Source organism: Sphaerimonospora thailandensis, assembly GCF_016863115.1.
Lineage (GTDB): Bacteria > Actinomycetota > Actinomycetes > Streptosporangiales > Streptosporangiaceae > Sphaerimonospora > Sphaerimonospora cavernae.
This window is the reverse complement of sequence record NZ_BOOG01000013.1, coordinates 68,395-84,757: the sequence shown is the minus strand read 5'-3', so window position 1 is coordinate 84,757 and position 16,363 is coordinate 68,395. Positions and strand designations below refer to the sequence as shown.

Genomic DNA, 16,363 nt, shown 5'->3' with positions numbered 1-16,363 from the left:
CCCACCAATGCGCGCACGGCCACAAGCAGTTCGGCGCGAGAGCTCCGGCGTGCGCGGAGTCAGTTAGGTGGAAGGTCTCCGATGACCCAGACAACGGCCGAGAGCCCGGTCAGGAAACAACGCGCGCAGTTGAAGATGCGCACACTTCGTACCGACAGATGGTGGCTGGCCCCGGCGCTGGTGTTCGCCGGGCTCATGGCGTTCCTGATCTACGGATTTTGGGCGATTTTCGACAAGAGCTACTTCGTCGCGCCGTACCACGCGCCCTTCGCGTCGCCATGTCTGGCGACCTCGTGTCCGCCGGAGGCCCGTCTCTTCGGGCTGGCGCCGTTCGGCGACTGGTACACGCTCCCGCCCGGGATCCTGATCCTCGGCCTGCCGGCCGGCTTCCGGCTCACGTGCTACTACTACCGCAAGGCGTACTACCGGGCGTTCTGGCTGTCTCCGCCCGCCTGCGCGGTCGGGGAGCCGCACAAGAAGTACACCGGCGAGACCCGCTTCCCGCTGATCTTCCAGAACATCCACCGGTACTTCTTCTACCTCGCGGTGGTCATCGCCACTGTTCTGTCGTACGACGCGGTGCTCTCGTTCCGCGACAAGGACGGCAACTGGGGCCACCTGGGTCTCGGCACGATCATTCTCGTGGTCAACGCGGTCCTGATCTGGCTCTACACCCTCGGCTGCCACTCCTGCCGCCACATCACGGCCGGTCGGCTGAACCACTTCTCGAAGCACCCGCTGCGGTACCGGGCCTGGACCTTCGTGTCGAAGCTCAACGCCAAGCACCAGCAGTTCGCCTGGGCGTCGCTGTTCTCGGTGATGATCGCGGACTTCTACGTGCGGCTGGTCGCAAAGGGCATCATCAACTTCCCGTTCGCTTAAGGATCTCAAGGTGGAGCGTCACGAATACGACGTCGTCGTCATCGGAGCCGGCGGAGCGGGACTCCGCGCGGCGATCGAGGCGCGGCAGCAGGGCAAGCGGACGGCCATCGTCTGCAAGTCGCTGTTCGGCAAGGCCCACACGGTCATGGCCGAGGGCGGCGCGGCCGCCGCGATGGGCAACGTCAACCCCAACGACAACTGGATGGTTCACTTCCGCGACACGATGCGCGGAGGCAAGTTCCTGAACAACTGGCGGATGGCCGAACTGCACGCCAAGGACGCCCCCGACCGGGTCTGGGAGCTGGAGGCGTGGGGCGCGCTGTTCGACCGCACGAAGGACGGCAAGATCAGCCAGCGGAACTTCGGCGGCCACGAGTACCCGCGCCTCGCCCACGTCGGCGACCGTACCGGCCTGGAGCTGATCCGTACGCTTCAGCAGCGCGTCGTCGCCCTCCAGCAGGAGGACGAGGAGCTGCACGGCGACTTCGAGGCGTACATCAAAGTGTTCGCCGAGTGCACGGTCACGCGGCTGCTCAAGGACGAGGAGACCGGCGCGATCGCGGGAGCCTTCGGCTACCGGCGCGAGACGGGCGACTTCATCGTGTTCGACGCCCCGGCCGTGGTGCTGGCCACCGGCGGCATCGGCAAGTCGTTCGTGGTCACCTCGAACTCCTGGGAGTACACCGGTGACGGGCACGCGCTGGCCCTGCTGGCCGGCGCGAAGCTCATCAACATGGAGTTCATCCAGTTCCACCCGACCGGCATGGTGTGGCCGCCGTCCGTGCGCGGCATCCTCGTGACCGAGTCGGTCCGCGGCGACGGCGGCGTGCTCCGCAACTCCGAGGGCCGCCGGTTCATGTTCGACTACATCCCCGACGTGTTCAAGGACAAGTACGCCACGACGGAGGAGGAGGGAGACCGCTGGTACACCGACCAGGCGAACAACCGCCGCCCGCCGGAGCTGCTGCCGCGTGACGAGGTGGCCCGGGCGATCAACTCCGAGGTGAAGGCCGGACGCGGCTCACCCCAGGGCGGCGTGTTCCTGGACGTCTCCACCCGGCTGCCGGCCGAGGAGATCACCCGGCGACTGCCGTCGATGTACCACCAGTTCAAGGAGCTGGCCGACGTCGACATCACCGCCGAGCCGATGCAGGTCGGCCCGACCTGCCACTACGTGATGGGCGGCATCGAGGTCGACGCGGACACCCAGGCCGCCTCGGTGCCCGGCCTGTTCGCGGCCGGTGAGGTGTCGGGCGGCATGCACGGCTCCAACCGCCTCGGCGGCAACTCCCTGTCCGACCTGCTGGTCTTCGGCCGCCGGGCCGGCGCGGGCGCGTCGGCGTACGTCAACGACCTGACCAGGCGCCCGGTCCCGTCGGGTGTGGAGGAGGCCAAGGCCGAGGCCCTCGAACCACTGGAGCGGACGGGCGGTGAGAATCCGTACGAGGTCCATCACGAGCTGCAGCGCACCATGAACGACCTCGTCGGCATCATCCGCAAGGCCGAGGAGATGAGCGAGGCGCTGCAGGGGATCGAGAAGCTCAAGGAGCGGGCGGGCAACACCGCCTCGACCGGCAGCCGGATCTACAATCCCGGCTGGCACCTCGCGATCGACCTACGGAACATGCTGCTGGTCAGCGAGTGCGTGGCGCGGGCGGCGCTGCTGCGACAGGAGAGCCGTGGCGGGCACACCCGTGACGACTTCCCGACCATGACGGCGGAGTGGCGGCGCAGGCTGCTGGTGTGCTCCGCCGCCCCGGACGGCTCGAACGTGAAGGTGGAGGAGCAGGCCCAGCCGTCCATGCGCGGCGACCTGATCACCCTGTTCGAGCGGTCCGAGCTGGAGAAGTACCTCACCGAGGACGAGTTGGCGGAGTTCGACGCCGCGCTCGAGAACGCGGTCAAGGAGTCGTGATGGGATACAAGGCGAAGTTCCGCGTTTGGCGCGGTGAGAGCGGCGAAGGACGGCTGGAGGACTTCACGGTCGAGGTGAACGAGGGCGAGGTCGTCCTCGACATCATCCACCGGCTGCAGGCCACCCAGGCTCCCGACCTCGCGGTGCGGTGGAACTGCAAGGCCGGCAAGTGCGGTTCGTGCTCGATGGAGATCAACGGCAAGCCGCGACTGGGCTGCATGACCCGGATGTCCACGTTCACGGAGGATGAGACGATCACCGTCACGCCGCTGCGGACGTTCCCGGTCATCAAGGACCTCGTCTGCGACGTCTCGTTCAACTACGAGAAGGCGCGTGAGATCCCGTCGTTCACGCCGCCCGCGGACGTCAAGCCGGGCGAGTACCGGATGCAGCAGGTCGACGTGCAGCGGTCGCAGGAGTTCCGCAAGTGCATCGAGTGCTTCCTGTGCCAGAACGTCTGCCACGTGATCCGCGACCATGAGGAGAACAAGCCGGCGTTCGCCGGCCCGCGCTTCTTCATCCGGATCGCCGAGCTCGACATGCACCCGTACGACGTGCGGGACCGCCGCCCGCAGGCCGCGCAGGAGGAGCACGGACTCGGCTACTGCAACATCACCAAGTGCTGCACCGAGGTCTGTCCCGAGCACATCAAGATCACCGACAACGCGATCATCCCGATGAAGGAACGCGCCGTCGACCGGAAGTACGACCCGCTGGTCTGGCTCGGCTCGAAGATCTTCAAGCGCTCGAGCTGACCGAGACCAAACCACCCCAGGGGAAACCCCGGCGACCACTCTCCCAGGGCGTGATCTTGCAGTTGCTGTCATATAGGCCCACTGACCTGCATGGCAGCCCTGCGAGGATCTACAAGATCACGCGCGGGGGTGGTCGTCGGGGCCTGGTGCGGCGGCTGGCGGGGGGGCCTGCGGTGCGGGGGCGCCCTGCGGCGGAGTCTCGGCGTGACCCTGAGGCATCGGCTGGGCCTGCTGGTAGTACGCCGGGTATCCCTGCGGAGGATACGGCGTCTGACTGTACGCCTGCGGCTGGGCGCCGTACCCCTGCGGCGGGGGCCCGTAGCCCTGCGGTTGGGCCCCGTACGCCTGCGGCGGGGCACCGTACGGGTGGGGAGTGCCGTAGGGCATCGGGTAGCCGTACGGTGCCTGCTGGGGATACACCGGGTACGGCTGAACCGGCACGAAACCGACGGCGTAGCCCGGCGCCCCCGGATAGGCGGCCGCCTCCGGCCCGCCGGTGGTCTTCGCCTGCGGACCGGCCTTCCCGACGGCCGCCGCGTGCGCCATCCGGCGCAGCCGGCCCTCGAACACGAGCCACGCGAGCAGGGCGAGCACCACGAGTACGGCGGCGGGGATCGCGAGCTTGTTGGCCAGCGCCGGTTTGTCGAACTCCGGCGAGGCGCTGCGGATCTCGTACTGCGCTGATTCCGGCGCGGGCGCTTCGAACGACATGCCCTGGGTGGGCGTCTGCTCGGGTGCCGTGGTCGGCGCCGGTTCCTGTGCCGGGGGCGGTGTCGTCGCCGGAGGCAGGGAGACGTCCGACCCGTCGTCTGTGGTGCCCGTGGGATCCGTGAGGTCCGAGGTGTTCGGGATGTCCGCCAGCTTTGTCGGGATCGGGGCCGAGACGTCGTCGGGCTTCTGCTGTGCGGCGGCCGTCTTGGTCGTGCTCGGCCGCGGAGGCGTCGGGGTGACCGTGACGGTCGCCGTGACGACCGGATCTCCGGTCGGCGATGGACTTGTCCCGGGCGTCTGGGTGATGGTCACGGTGACGGTGTCGCACTCGCCCGGTCGGCACGGCTCTACCGGCGGATCGTCGGCCGCGCTGGCGCTGATCGCCGGTCCCACGGCGAGCACGGCCAGCGTGGCCAGAGCCAGCGAGGCGATGGCCGAGGACGCGGCCCTGATCTTTGCGCGTCCCATCACCGCTCGCCCTCCACGATGTCGCGTGCCACCTAAAGTCAAGAAAGATTCTAGTTACGTCAAACGCCCGGCAAAGCCCTTCTAGGTCACGAATTCGCCCCTCAAAAAGCTCGTACGTCACAGGAGCTTCGCGACGGCGGCGACGATCGGCAGATCTGCCGGGATCCAGGCGACCTCGTACAGCTCGCGCGGCTCCAGCCAGCGCAGCGCGAGGTGCTCACGCGGGTACGGGACGCCCGCCGCGATGGCCGCGAGCCAGACCCGCATGACATGCCCGCCGGGCAGCGGCCAGTCCCCGCCCACCCGGCCTCCGACGAGGATCTCGATGCCGAGTTCCTCGGCGCACTCGCGCACCAGCGCCTCATGCTCGCTCTCCCCCGGGTCCACCTTGCCGCCGGGGAACTCCCAGCCGCCCCGCAACTCCGGTGGAGCGGCCCGTTGCGCGGCGAGCAGTCTGCCGTCCCGTACGATCGCCGCCCCCACCACGAGCTTCCGCGTCGAATCCATGAGCGCCTACGTTAGGTCGTGCCTGAGTTGGGCCTGCACCTGGTCGTTCTCCAGGGGCCGAGTGAAGCCCACGATGTTCGGCCTGTCGCCGTATGTCGTGACTTTGATGGGTCCACAGCGTGTGCAGCGCGCCTCGACCATCTTCCCCGGCGCGACCACCAGGCCCACGTGACCGGGGCGGTCCACCGACGTGCCCGGCCCGGCGTTGAAGAACACCAGATCACCCGGCCGTTCGCTGCCCTGCTGCACCCGCACCCCGAAGGGCCACTGCTCGAACGTCGTCCTGGGGATCGACAGCCCGGCATTGCGGTAGGCCATGTAGATGATCCCCGAGCAGTCGAAGGCATCCGGGCCGGTCCCGCCCCACCGGTACGGCTTGCCGCGCTGGTCCAGGGCATACTCAAGGATCTTCTGCACGACCTCGTCGGAGGCCGCGGCCACATAGTTGGTGTCGCAGGCCGGGTCGGCCTCGGGCGGCAGACCGATGTCGCCGGTGACCGCGTAGCGCTCGGCGATCTCCAGGACCTGGTCGACGTACCAGGTGGCCCGGTTGTAGACGAAGATCGCGCGCCTGAGGTCGTCGGGGGCGCCGTTGCGCTTGAGCATCTTCGCCGCGCCGAGGATGGCGTCGGCCGGGTTGTAGACGTCGCCGTACCCGTCACCGTCGCCGTCCGAGGCGTACCCGTTGATTCCCGACGCGACCTTGATCTTGGCCTGGCCGCCCCATGTGCTGATCAGGAACTGCATCGGCCCGGCGGCGCCCGCGTAGTTGGTGCCGCTGCTGACTCCCGGCAGCTTCGACCGGCCGTGGTCGGTCTCGCGCTTGCCGATGGCGGCGAGCACGTTCCACTGGACGCCGGTCTGCTTGCCGACCTTCGTGTAGAGCTCGAGATATTCGGCTGGAATGTCCGTCCTGGCCGTCTCCGACGCGCCGGTGGCGATCGTACCGGCCTGCGCGCAGTCCTCCGCGGATCTCCCGCCGAGGAGGAACGACGGCAGCGGCGTCATCAGGATGATCGACCCGATGAGCGCGAGCGGGACGATCACGGCCAGGGCGAGGACGATGGCCAGGACCGGCCGGGACCGCCCGCGGGCCGAGATCACCCGGAACGACGTCTGAAGCGACGCCCGACGGGGCGGCACGGTCACGGCGTCGTGTCCCCGTCCTGGCCCGCGTCGGCGAGTTCCAGATCGTAGACCCGCCAGTCGCTCCCCGCCCTGATCACGGTCACGGCGAACCGGTCGTTCTCGTCCTTGTCACCGTCATCGCCCGTCACGTGCCGCACCGAGCCGACGACGAAGACCACCTGGTCGGCGGTCATGTCCCTGATCTTCTTCACCTCCGCCGAGGCCCGCGAGACCACCCGGCCGGCGCGGTTGCGCTCCACCAGCCCCGGATCGGTCATGGCCCGGGTGAGCTGCGCGGCGAACTCGTCCGTGGCGAACGCCTTGAGCCGTCCGGCGAACGCCGCCGGCTCCTCGTCGTACCGGAAGGTTCCGTACGACTCGGTGAACCGGCGCGCGAGGTCCGCCGCCGCGCCGAGCTCCTGCCGGGACAGCGGCAGGTAGGCGTAGACGTCGAAGACGGCCGGGGTGGTCGCGACCTGGCGCGGCACCGGGCTGCGCACCGCACCGCCGGTCGCCTCAGGCGACCTCGCCGCCGGTTCGGCCGCCGCCGTACGGCCGTCGCCGCCCTCCGACTCCGACGTCGGTGGATTCATCGTCAGGTAGAGGCCCACGGCGGCCAGCACGACGACGGCCACGGCGAACGCGAGCCCCTTGCCCCTGTCACTTCTCTGTGCGCTCATCGACGTGTGATCACCAGGTCAGTCGGCGGAGTCCGAGGGCTTGGCCCAGAACGGGGTGGGCGCGTCGTCGGGTGTCCGCCCGCCGCTCCCCCGGCTGGGCAGCCACAGCGGCGGAGCGCCGGACGCCCTGCCGGACGACGAGCCGCCGGACCGGGATGAGCGATCCGCCGATCCCCGGTCGCGTAAGCCGCCGCCCCCGAAGATGCCACCACCGGAACCGCCGCCGGAACCACCGCCGAAGATGCCACCGGAGCCGGTGGAACCCCGGGACCTTCCGGACCCGTTCGAACCGCGTGAGCCTGAGCCGCCGCCTGAACCGCGTGAACCGCGTGAGCCGCGTGAGCCGTTCGAGCTGGGCGAACCACTCGAACCGCGGGAGGTCCAGCCGCCCGATCGCCCGCTGAACCAGCCACCGCGTGAGCCTGCGCCGCCGCCCGAGGTCGCACCGGAACCCGACCCGGAACCCGGTCCAGAGCTCGACCGGGAGCCCGATCCGGACGCGACCGAACCCGACGAGGCGGCCGAGCGACTCGGAGCGGCCGTGGGCCCGGCGGGGCCCGCGGACCTCACGCCGGAAAGGTTGAGCGGAGGGGCCGATCCCGGGCGTGGCGCCGTCCCCGCCCTGCGACGGCCGGCGGCCTGAGCATCGGCATCCAGCGGCGCGGGTTGGGCCCCGCCGGCTCTGGCACCCACCTGCTCTCCCGTCTGTCCCGCCGCCTGAGCCGCCGCGGGCCCGGCCGCCCCTTCCTCACCGCGGACACGCCCCTGCGCCACCGACGCGGCGACCGCGCCCGCGGTGCCCGCGCCGCTCACCATCGCGGCGGCGCCGATCAACGGCTCGGCCTTGCGCAGGCCCCAACGTCCCATCCGCGCCGCGGCCACCGGAGGCAGCGCGTTCGCCGCACGCGACAGCGTGGGCGCGCTCGCGGCCTCCCCGAGCATCCGGGTCGTGAGCGTGTGCCCGTCCATCGAGGAGAACAGATGCTGGAACGGCCGCCGGTAGAAGAAGACGGCGATCGTCAGCAGCGCCATGAACAGGATCTGCATGCCCCAGGGCAGCCCGGTCGAGATGATCAGTGCGTAGCCGTACACGAGGACGCCCAGCACGACGGCCAGTACGGCTTGGCGCAGCAGAGTGCCGATGACCATCTCCACCCAGCGCATCGCGATGATCCGCCCTGAGCCCGGATGCACGCCGATCAGCAGGAACACCGGCCCCAGCATGAGCAGCAGCAGGAAGCCGACCTTGAGCACCAGCAGCGACACCGCCACGAGGAAGATGAGCAGCCCGGCGACCATGGCGGCGATGAACGCGCCTATCGCGATGCCGAGCCGACTCGTCCAGTCCTTGCCCTGGACGAGGAAGAACACCGGGGTGTTCTCCAGCGGCTTGGCGATCTCCTCCTCGAACCGTTTCTGGTGGACGTCGCTGGCCGGCGTCTGGTTCGCGGCCTGCTCGGCCGCATCGATGGCCTGCAGATTAAGGATCTTTGCGCCGAAGTCCTGTACGATGTGCGCTTTCGGGTCGGCCGTGCCCAGCTGTCCCATCAGCCACGGCTTGCAGACGAGCGTCGACCAGAGCGCGTCGGCGTTCTGGGCGACCCCCGGCGTGCCCGGCCTGCCGTACCCCCCTGCTTTGACCTCCGGCTCCGCCCCCGCGCCGCCGTCGTCCTTGAGCGGCAGGCACGACGCGCCGCCGGCGCCGGGCAGGCCGGAGAAGGCCGAGTTGACGATCTCGCCGGTCTTGTCGGTCACGGTCTTGCCGATGTTGGTGAAGTCGCCGGGGCGGCTGAAGAACCAGACGGCCACCGTGACCGCGAGCACCATCCAGATGACGCCCTCGGTGGTGGTCGTCGCCCGCCTGCGGATCAGGCCGTACCAGGCGAGCCAGACCGCGCCGAGGATGACCACGGGCCGCAGATAGGGCCAGTACATGGCGTCGGCCAGCTTGGTGACGATCGCGTCGGCCGCCTCCTTGATGGGCTGGAGCGGTCCTTCGGTGGCCGCCGCCTCGTAGGTGCTGATCGTCAGCCGGTCGACGGCCTTGGCCCAGGAGAAGACCGTGTTGGCCCAGGCGTTGCCGAGCACGGCGGCGACGTCCGAGCAGCCGAGTCCGTAGGTGTGCCAGAACTGGCCGGACATGCCGTACCGCTCGTAGTTGGTGAGCGGCTCCTTCGCCTCCGGCGCGGCGGCCGCGCCATTCCCTGTGCCACCCCCGGTGGCGGCGTCGGGTGCGGGCGGGCGGACCAGGCCGTCGATGCCGCCGCCGACCATCTCGGGGGCGAGATCGGCGGACAGGTCACAGGGCCCTACCGCGCTCGCCGTGCCCGACGGGAAGACGAGCGGCAGCGTCACGAACGCCGCGAAAGCCGTGAAGGCCACCAGGAACAGGACCAGCCTGCGCCGCCTGCGCCGCAATCGCTTCAAGACCGCACCTCCTGCGTGACCCCCGACCGACCGGAACCCCCGACATCGAGTTCGTTTCCGTTCTCGCCTGGCTTTTCGTGCGTCGGATTCGTGTCCAGCCACCGCAGCAGCTCCGCCGAGATCAGGTCCACCCCGATGCGACCCGCCCGGCCGTCCAGATCACGGAACACGCACTCCCCGTTGCCCAGGGAGCGCAGCACCGCCTTGTGCTCCTCCGACGGGTCCACGCCGAGGAGCTCCATCACGTGCTCGACCTCCACCCGCTCGGTCGAGCGGAAAGCGAAGACCGACGACAGGCAGTTGGTGACCTGCTCGTTGAGCAGATCGCCCGCGTTCTGGGACACCAGGACGAGCGCCGTGTTGCGGGACCGGCCCATCCTGGAGACCTCGGGCACCAGCTTGGCGCCCTCCGGCGTGGACGTGATCGCCCAGGCCTCGTCAAGGAAGATCGCTTTGGGCGTGCGCCGGTCGAGCCCGTTCATCAGCCGCCGGGCGAACTGCGACACCAGGTAGAGCAGGGCCACCGACAACCGCTGCTCGTAGGAGTAGTCGTCCCTCGGAGTCATGACGTCGGGCAGCGTGAGACCGCCGAGTGTGAACACCGTGGTCCAGCCCTCGGTGTCGATCTGCTCTCCGCCGGAGGGGTCGAAGCAGAGCCTGGCCAGATGCATCTCGGACATCGACCGCAGCACGGCCCCGAGGTTCTTCGACGCGGGGTCCTCCGACCTCTCCAGGTGGTCGACCACCTTGCCCAGCGACGGGTCGGGCTCGTTCGACACCGCGGCCACCGCCTGGATCATGACCGACTCGCGCTCCTCCGACATGCGCGGCAGCAGCAGCCGCAGCGTCTCGCTGGCCATCGTCTTCCTGGCCGCGATGTCGTCGCCGAACGAGAACGGATCGAGCAGACCGGGCGCCGCCGACCCCAGCGGGATCATCCGCGCCTGGCGGCCGCTCCGCCGCAGGAGCCGTACGAGCGACTCCGCGTCGCCCTTCGGGTCGATCACCGCGACGGTCACGCCGCGCAGCGCCATCTGGTAGATCAGCAGCAGCGCGAGCGTCGTCTTGCCGCCGCCCGGTTCGCCGGTGATCGCGATGGCCGTCGGGCGGTTGCGCGCCGCCGCGACCAGCGGATCGAAGTGCACGATGCCGCGCGCCCGCCCAAGGGTCTCGCCGATGTACGGCCCGGCCCACCCGGCGTTCGACTCGTCCACCCGGTCGCCGACCTCCACGGTCGCCGTCGCCATGCCGCCCGCGATCGTCCGCAGCGGCTGCCGCTGGGCGTACGCGTTGATCCGCAGCCGCTCCCCGGGAAGGGCCTCGCAGAAGAGCGAGAACTGGTCACCGGTGGAGTTGACCACGTCGATGCCGATGTCGCGGTAGTGCTCCACGACGGCCTCGACCCGCTGGACGCAGATCTCCTCCGTCGGCGCGCTCACGCTCAACCGGTGCCATCCGTACACGAAGGGCAGCCGCTCCTTGGTGATGCCGTGCTCCAGCATGCGGGCGGCGTCGATCTGCTCGGCCAGCGCGAGCGGCGCCTCCGCCCCGGCCTCGCGGATGTGGATGTCCATGTCGCGGGCGTGGGCCAGCTTGCGCGCCACGTCCTTGCTCGCCCGCACCGGCGGGATCAGCCGCATCCTGCTGGAGACCTCGACCGGGAAGGGCAACTGGTCGGCGAAGTGCAGCCACGGCTCCCCGTCGGGGAACGCCATGAGGTCGGGGAACCGGGCGAACGACAGGTGCGCGACGAAGCTGTCACCCGCCGGCTGCTCCACGCGAAGCAGGGAGCGGCCGTTGTGGATCTGCCCCTCGACCAGCGACTCGATCTCGCCCCGGCCCCACCTGCGCCGCGGCGACGCCGACGGCGGCCGGTCGCCGAGCCCCCCGGAGGCGGCGTGCTGGAACAGCCAGGCGATCTCCGTAGAGGTGGCGTGGCGGGCGTAGAGGGCGCTGGAGGCGAGGGCCCGGCCGAGCCGCTGCGCCGCCTCGGTCCACCGCTCGATCTCGCGGGCCGGCACATGGTCGTCCTCGATCCCGAGCGCCTTCTCCCCGCGCTGGTAGAAGCCGAAGAGCTGGGCCAACACGCCGGCGCCGAGCTGGGCGCCGCGCGGGCCGAGCCGTACGCCCAGGTAGACCTCCTTGCTCCAGAAGTCCTTGGCCCAGACGTGGCGATACATCTCCTCCAGGTACTCCCGCCAGCCCGGCCCCTCGTCGGATGTCGTGTTGAGCGCCATCGCCCACTCGGCCGCCGGATAGGCCCGGTGCGCGATCCGCAGATGCACCTCGGCGTCGGACATCCTGATCGCGGCGAGCGCGATGGTGATGTTGGTGGCGAGCGCCTCACGCTCCTCCGACGTGAGGAACTCGTAGCTCACCGTCGGCAGCCGGAAGTACGCCCATGCCGCCGACTCGGTGAGAAGGACGCGATCGTCGAAGTACCGCACCGCCAGGCGGCTTCGCGCCCTGCTCATCGCTCACTCACCCGCTTTCTCGCCCGCGCGTTCTCGGACCCTGTGCGCGTCGCTCGGCCGGTTCGCGGCCAGGCTGCTCACGATCACTCCCGCAAGTGCAACGTACGCCCTGCGGCCCCCCGCGCGAAGGTTGTTGAGGTCAACAGGTCCCGGACGGCCTGGCGCGAGCTCGTCCTCCCAGGGGACGCGGACGATCGCCCGGCACCGGCCGCTGGCCACCGCCTCCGCCTGCTCCACCTCGGGCAGGCTGCGCCGGCTCACCCCGTTGATCACCATCACGCCCCGGCGCCGCAGGTCGGAGCAGTCGTGGCCGTCGAGCCACTCGTAGGTCATGGCGATCGCCTCCGGGGCGTCCGCGCTCGCGGGGGCCACCAGCACGAGCTGGTCGGCGTACGGCAGCAGCCGGGCCGCCAGCGCGGCGGCGGGGTCGATCACGGTGAGCCCGTAATGGCGATCGAGCACGGCCAGCGTCCGGCTCCAGTCGCCGAGCGACGCCCGGTCCGCCAGACGCTGCGCCGCCTGGTCGTCGATGTCCGCCCCGAGCACCTCCAGCCCCGACCCGCAGCGTGAGGTACGCGCGCCGAGGCCGAGGTAGCGGGTCAGCGATCCGGCACCGTCGAGGAGTGAGCCCAGCCGCTCGGCGGGCGCGGCCGCGATCCGCCTGGTCATCGTGTCGTCGCCGCCGCTCGCGTCGAGGGCCAGCACGCGCTCTTCCCGGTAGCGGGCCAGCGAGTGTCCCAGCATCAGCGCCGTGGTCGTCTGTCCGGCGCCACCCGTGCAGCCCAGCACCATGATCCGCTTGCTGTCGGCGAGCGGCGTGCGGGCCCGCGCCTCGTCGATCTCCATCCCGTCGGTACGGCTTCCGCCCACGACGACCTGGGCGAGCCGCCGCCAGCCGCCGGCGGGGTCGCGGCCGACGACGGCCTCGACCCGGCGGAGCTTGGGCGGTTCCTCCCCCCTCACCTTGGGCGGCTGGAGCTTCGGCGGCCGGATCGCCGTCCCCGGGACCTCCGGCCGCACCCGCGACGGATGAGCGGCCTGCCCCGGTTGTGCGGGCGGCGCGGACGGTGCGGGGTGAACTGGCTGGACGGGTTGAACTGGCTGGATGGGCGGCGCGGACGGTGCGGGGTGGACCGGCTGGACGGGTGGCTGCGTCGGCCCCGTCTCCCGCTTGGGCTGCTCGGGTCGCATGGGTTTCGGCGGCCGCCCCTTCCTGTGCTGCTCCCGAGCTCTGCGCTGCCAATCGTCGGAATCCCGCCGCCGGGCGGCCCTCGTGCCCACTTCTTCACCACTCGTGGGCTCCGGATCCCCCGTCCGCCGCGCTTCCGCGGGGTGCTCCACGTCCCCGAGTTCGTCGCTCACGGCGGGCTTGCCGAGATCGGCCACCTCCTCGACGGTGACTCCGGGACCGCGGCTCTCGGCGGCATGGCTCTCCGCGAGCCCGCTCTCCATGGGCCCGCTCTCCATGGGCCCGCTCTCCATGCGCCGGCTCTCTACGGGAGGGGCCTCGGCTGCGACGTGCTCCGCTGCCTCCTCCTGCCAGGCGGGTCCGTCCTGTCGCGGAGCCGGATCGGTCTGCCGTACGGCACGGTTCTCCGCCGACGCCGCGAGCCTGCGAAGGCGGCGGAGTGCCTCGGTCCCGATGGGCGGCACGTCCGAGACCGGCACGTCCGAGACCGGCGCGGTCGCCGCCACATCTGAAGTCGAAACCTCCGAGACCTGGGCGTCCGAAACCTGGGCGCCCAAGGTCTGGGCTCCGGCGGAGGGCGGCGCTACCGGCTCCGCCGCCTCCCGTGCCGTGGACGTCGTCCCCGCCTCCGTGGTGGAGAACGCACGCTCACCCCCCGACGCGACGCCCCTCCCGGACGCGGAAGCCGTACGCCATGAGACGGAGGACGGGACATCGGCGATGGGAGCGGCAGCCGCCGCGGCGGCGGCCACCGCCGGACGCACGATGCCCGACGGCACCTCGTCGGCCGACGGCACCGCGGTAGCCGACGCCCCAGTGCCGGCCGACGAACCAGTGCCGGCCGAATGGTCGACACCCCGGAAACCGCCGCGGGCGGGACGCCCGGTGCCCTTGGCCACTGGTCGGGCGGAATGGGCGAGCGCCGGAGGCTCGGCGGTCGGCAACCCGGTCACCCGAGGGCCCTTCCCGACCGGCCCCGCCCCCATGGCTGCGGCCTTGGCCTTCCCACTCGTCTTCCCCGCGGCCCTGACGGCGACCCTCGCTGGGCCCCTCGCAGGGGCCTTGGCTGTGGTTTCGGCGATGGCCGGAACGGCCTGCGGCGACGTGACCCGCCATACCCGGGCGGTGAAGGTGATCTCTTCGGGCTCGCCCATCGGAGCCATGCGGCACCAGGTGCGGGGCTCGGCCAGGTAGCGGAGCTGGGACTGCAGGAGCTCGGTGAGCCGCTTGCCCTCGATCACCGGGCGGGTGGAGAGCCAGGTCAGCACGCCGGGCGGCACCAGGTAGACGACATGCCACGGAGCCCGGAACGGCAACCCGAACAGGGCGAGGAGGACACACCAGGGGACCAGCACGCCCACGAACACACCGATCCAGACGATGGGAAGCGGCATGGGCAGCCGAAGGTCGTACAGCTTGTACAGCCGCTTCTCAATACGCCAAATATTGGTATACGTGGGCAGATCCACCCGTTCCTCCTCTCCGCCCGATCACTCGGTCACTTGATGCCGAGTGCGCCCGCGATGGCCTTGGCCGTCACCTCGATGATGTTGGGCACATAGAAGATCACGCCGATTGCGATCGCCAAGATGATGAACTGCACAAATCTGGTGATCTCGCGGGTGAAGAGAAAGAAGATCGCCACTACGGAGACGACGGCGAGGAAGAGCGGGGCGAAGAAAGTCCGGAGGAAATCCGCCAGCCCCGCGGTGTTGATGCCCGTCGTCGGTTCGGGGGAAGGTGCGGCGGCCAGATCGTGGACACTGCCACCGAAGCCGCCGGAACCGACGATTCCATCGATGAAACCGTCCACCATGGTCTTCACAATCAATTCTCGCCCTCCCGGGGGTATGGATCAGCGATGACATGATCGGGCATGCGTCACCCCGCGGGCCGCTTCGCGCCCTGGACGTCCCTGACGAACCACTTGTCACCCTGCTTCTCGATGGTGAGCCGGTAGGCCTGCTCGAGTCCGCCCGGCTGTCTCGTCGGGTCGTCGATGGACGGGGTCTGCGTCGGAGCCGCACCACCCGAGGCGACCGCCCACACGACGACGGCGGTGACATCCCTGCTGTTCGCCTCACCCGGCGGCACGATCACGTCCTTCAACTGGGTGAGCGTGAACTCCCCGTTGAAGCCCTCTATCGTCACCCGGTTGGCGACATAGCGCTGCAGATCCACCTGGTTGCCCGCGGCGTACGCCTTGAAGAAACCCTCAAGCTGGGGGCGCAGTTCGGCCTCGGCGGCGGAGTCGCGGTCGGGATCGGAGATCGGGGGCAGACCGGCCGGCGCCGCCTCGGGCAGCAACGCCGGCTTCTCCGACACGACCAACCCGGTGCCGTCGTAATAGACGGGCACGGAGAGCAGCCCGCGCCTGCCGCCGGACTGGTACGACACGGTGACGCGAGCGTTGTGCGCGTCGATCACGCTGATTCCGGCGAACTGGAACGCCCCGGCGGACATCCGTCCATATCCGTTCCAGCCGAACTGCTTGTCATCCTCGTCCTCGGGGAGGAACGACTTCAACCGCTCCGCTCTCTGCTGGGGATTGGCGGCGTCGTAGTTCATGTAGACGGCGGCGAACTGGTTGGCGAACGCGGACGCCTCGGTGACCGGGAATCCCACGTCGCTCGGACTGCTGGCGGTCGTCGGGTCACCACCCTGGCTCAGCCGTTCGAACGGGGCACGGACGCCGTTGACGACGATCACGATGATCAGAGCCCAGAGGACGACGCGGCCGATCCAGACGAGCCAGCGGCCTCCGCCGCCGCTCCACCCGCCTCCGCGCCGGGCGGAGACGCCCCGGCCCGTGGTCACCTCGTCGGGACCCTCCGGAGGGTACGACTCGGGGTCGCCAGCGATCCGCGGATCCTGCTGGACGTTTGACCTGCGAGCCATCACGCCTCCGCTCGCGCCGATCCCCCCGGCTGGCGCGGTTTCGTCTTACTCTCGATCCGGTTAAGCCGATTCAAGTAATCACCCTAGCGGTCCCGCCGATTCTTCCAGGTGAGCCACGCCCATGGTGCAAGCATCGCCGCGATCGAGCAAACCGGATCCGCGTCCCGCCGAGACGCCCCGCAATCAACCGATCCGCCGAAAAGCACGTTACGCCTGGCCAGCGGGGACACCGTTTACCTAACCGCCACGTATTGGTTTCCTCGCAGCTCAGAGAGGTATCGAATGCGACGACGCAGGCTCGGGAACGTTCCGGAACGGCGAGTGGCCCC

Annotated in this window: 12 protein-coding genes; 3 read left to right on the top strand and 9 right to left on the bottom strand. The window is 70.1% G+C overall.

The annotated features are described in order from the left end of the window. The first annotated feature begins 81 nt into the window (after positions 1-81). The 3 genes from Mth01_RS07445 to Mth01_RS07435 are packed head-to-tail and all read left to right on the top strand — an operon-like array spanning position 82 to position 3,552. Positions 82-882: a hypothetical protein gene (locus Mth01_RS07445; protein WP_204013454.1), complete on the top strand. Its 801-nt coding sequence runs from the start codon at positions 82-84 to the stop codon at positions 880-882. A 10-nt stretch (positions 883-892) separates the two neighbouring features. Beyond that, complete coding sequence (locus tag Mth01_RS07440; RefSeq protein WP_204013452.1) at positions 893-2,797, top strand: fumarate reductase/succinate dehydrogenase flavoprotein subunit; 1,905 nt, start codon at positions 893-895, stop codon at positions 2,795-2,797. Next, entirely contained in the window at positions 2,797-3,552 is a 756-nt protein-coding gene (locus tag Mth01_RS07435) for a succinate dehydrogenase/fumarate reductase iron-sulfur subunit (protein ID WP_204013449.1), read from the top strand. The genes Mth01_RS07440 and Mth01_RS07435 overlap by 1 nt, the downstream gene beginning before the upstream one ends. A gap of 117 nt (positions 3,553-3,669) precedes the next feature. Here Mth01_RS07435 and Mth01_RS07430 read toward each other — a convergent pair whose 3' ends face one another. The 9 genes from Mth01_RS07430 to Mth01_RS07390 all read right to left on the bottom strand — a co-directional run bounded on the left by Mth01_RS07430 (position 3,670) and on the right by Mth01_RS07390 (position 16,034). Then, positions 3,670-4,734 (bottom strand): hypothetical protein, encoded by a 1,065-nt coding sequence (locus tag Mth01_RS07430; protein WP_204013766.1) that lies wholly within the window; start codon positions 4,732-4,734, stop codon positions 3,670-3,672. Positions 4,735-4,848: 114 nt separating this feature from the next. Beyond that, on the bottom strand, positions 4,849-5,238 hold the full coding sequence (locus tag Mth01_RS07425) for a (deoxy)nucleoside triphosphate pyrophosphohydrolase (RefSeq protein WP_204013444.1): 390 nt from the start codon (positions 5,236-5,238) through the stop codon (positions 4,849-4,851). Positions 5,239-5,244: 6 nt separating this feature from the next. Continuing rightward, positions 5,245-6,387 (bottom strand): C40 family peptidase, encoded by a 1,143-nt coding sequence (locus Mth01_RS07420; RefSeq protein ID WP_239089454.1) that lies wholly within the window; start codon positions 6,385-6,387, stop codon positions 5,245-5,247. Continuing rightward, positions 6,384-7,046: a hypothetical protein gene (locus Mth01_RS07415; protein WP_204013441.1), complete on the bottom strand. Its 663-nt coding sequence runs from the start codon at positions 7,044-7,046 to the stop codon at positions 6,384-6,386. Before Mth01_RS07415 ends, Mth01_RS07420 begins: the two co-directional genes overlap by 4 nt. Before the next feature lie 18 nt (positions 7,047-7,064). Continuing rightward, positions 7,065-9,473 carry a type IV secretion system protein gene (locus Mth01_RS07410; protein WP_204013438.1) on the bottom strand — a complete coding sequence of 803 codons (2,409 nt, stop codon included), beginning with the start codon at positions 9,471-9,473 and terminating at the stop codon, positions 7,065-7,067. Further along, a complete protein-coding gene (locus tag Mth01_RS07405; protein WP_204013435.1) occupies positions 9,470-11,947 on the bottom strand; it encodes an ATP-binding protein in 2,478 nt (825 codons plus the stop codon). The genes Mth01_RS07410 and Mth01_RS07405 overlap by 4 nt, the downstream gene beginning before the upstream one ends. Positions 11,948-11,950: 3 nt before the next feature. Then, positions 11,951-14,605 (bottom strand): TcpE family conjugal transfer membrane protein, encoded by a 2,655-nt coding sequence (locus Mth01_RS07400; RefSeq protein WP_204013433.1) that lies wholly within the window; start codon positions 14,603-14,605, stop codon positions 11,951-11,953. 29 nt (positions 14,606-14,634) lie between these two features. Further along, complete coding sequence (locus tag Mth01_RS07395; RefSeq protein WP_239089453.1) at positions 14,635-14,967, bottom strand: hypothetical protein; 333 nt, start codon at positions 14,965-14,967, stop codon at positions 14,635-14,637. A 50-nt stretch (positions 14,968-15,017) separates the two neighbouring features. Next, positions 15,018-16,034: a conjugal transfer protein gene (locus Mth01_RS07390; RefSeq protein ID WP_204013430.1), complete on the bottom strand. Its 1,017-nt coding sequence runs from the start codon at positions 16,032-16,034 to the stop codon at positions 15,018-15,020. Between the last annotated feature and the right edge of the window lie 329 nt (positions 16,035-16,363).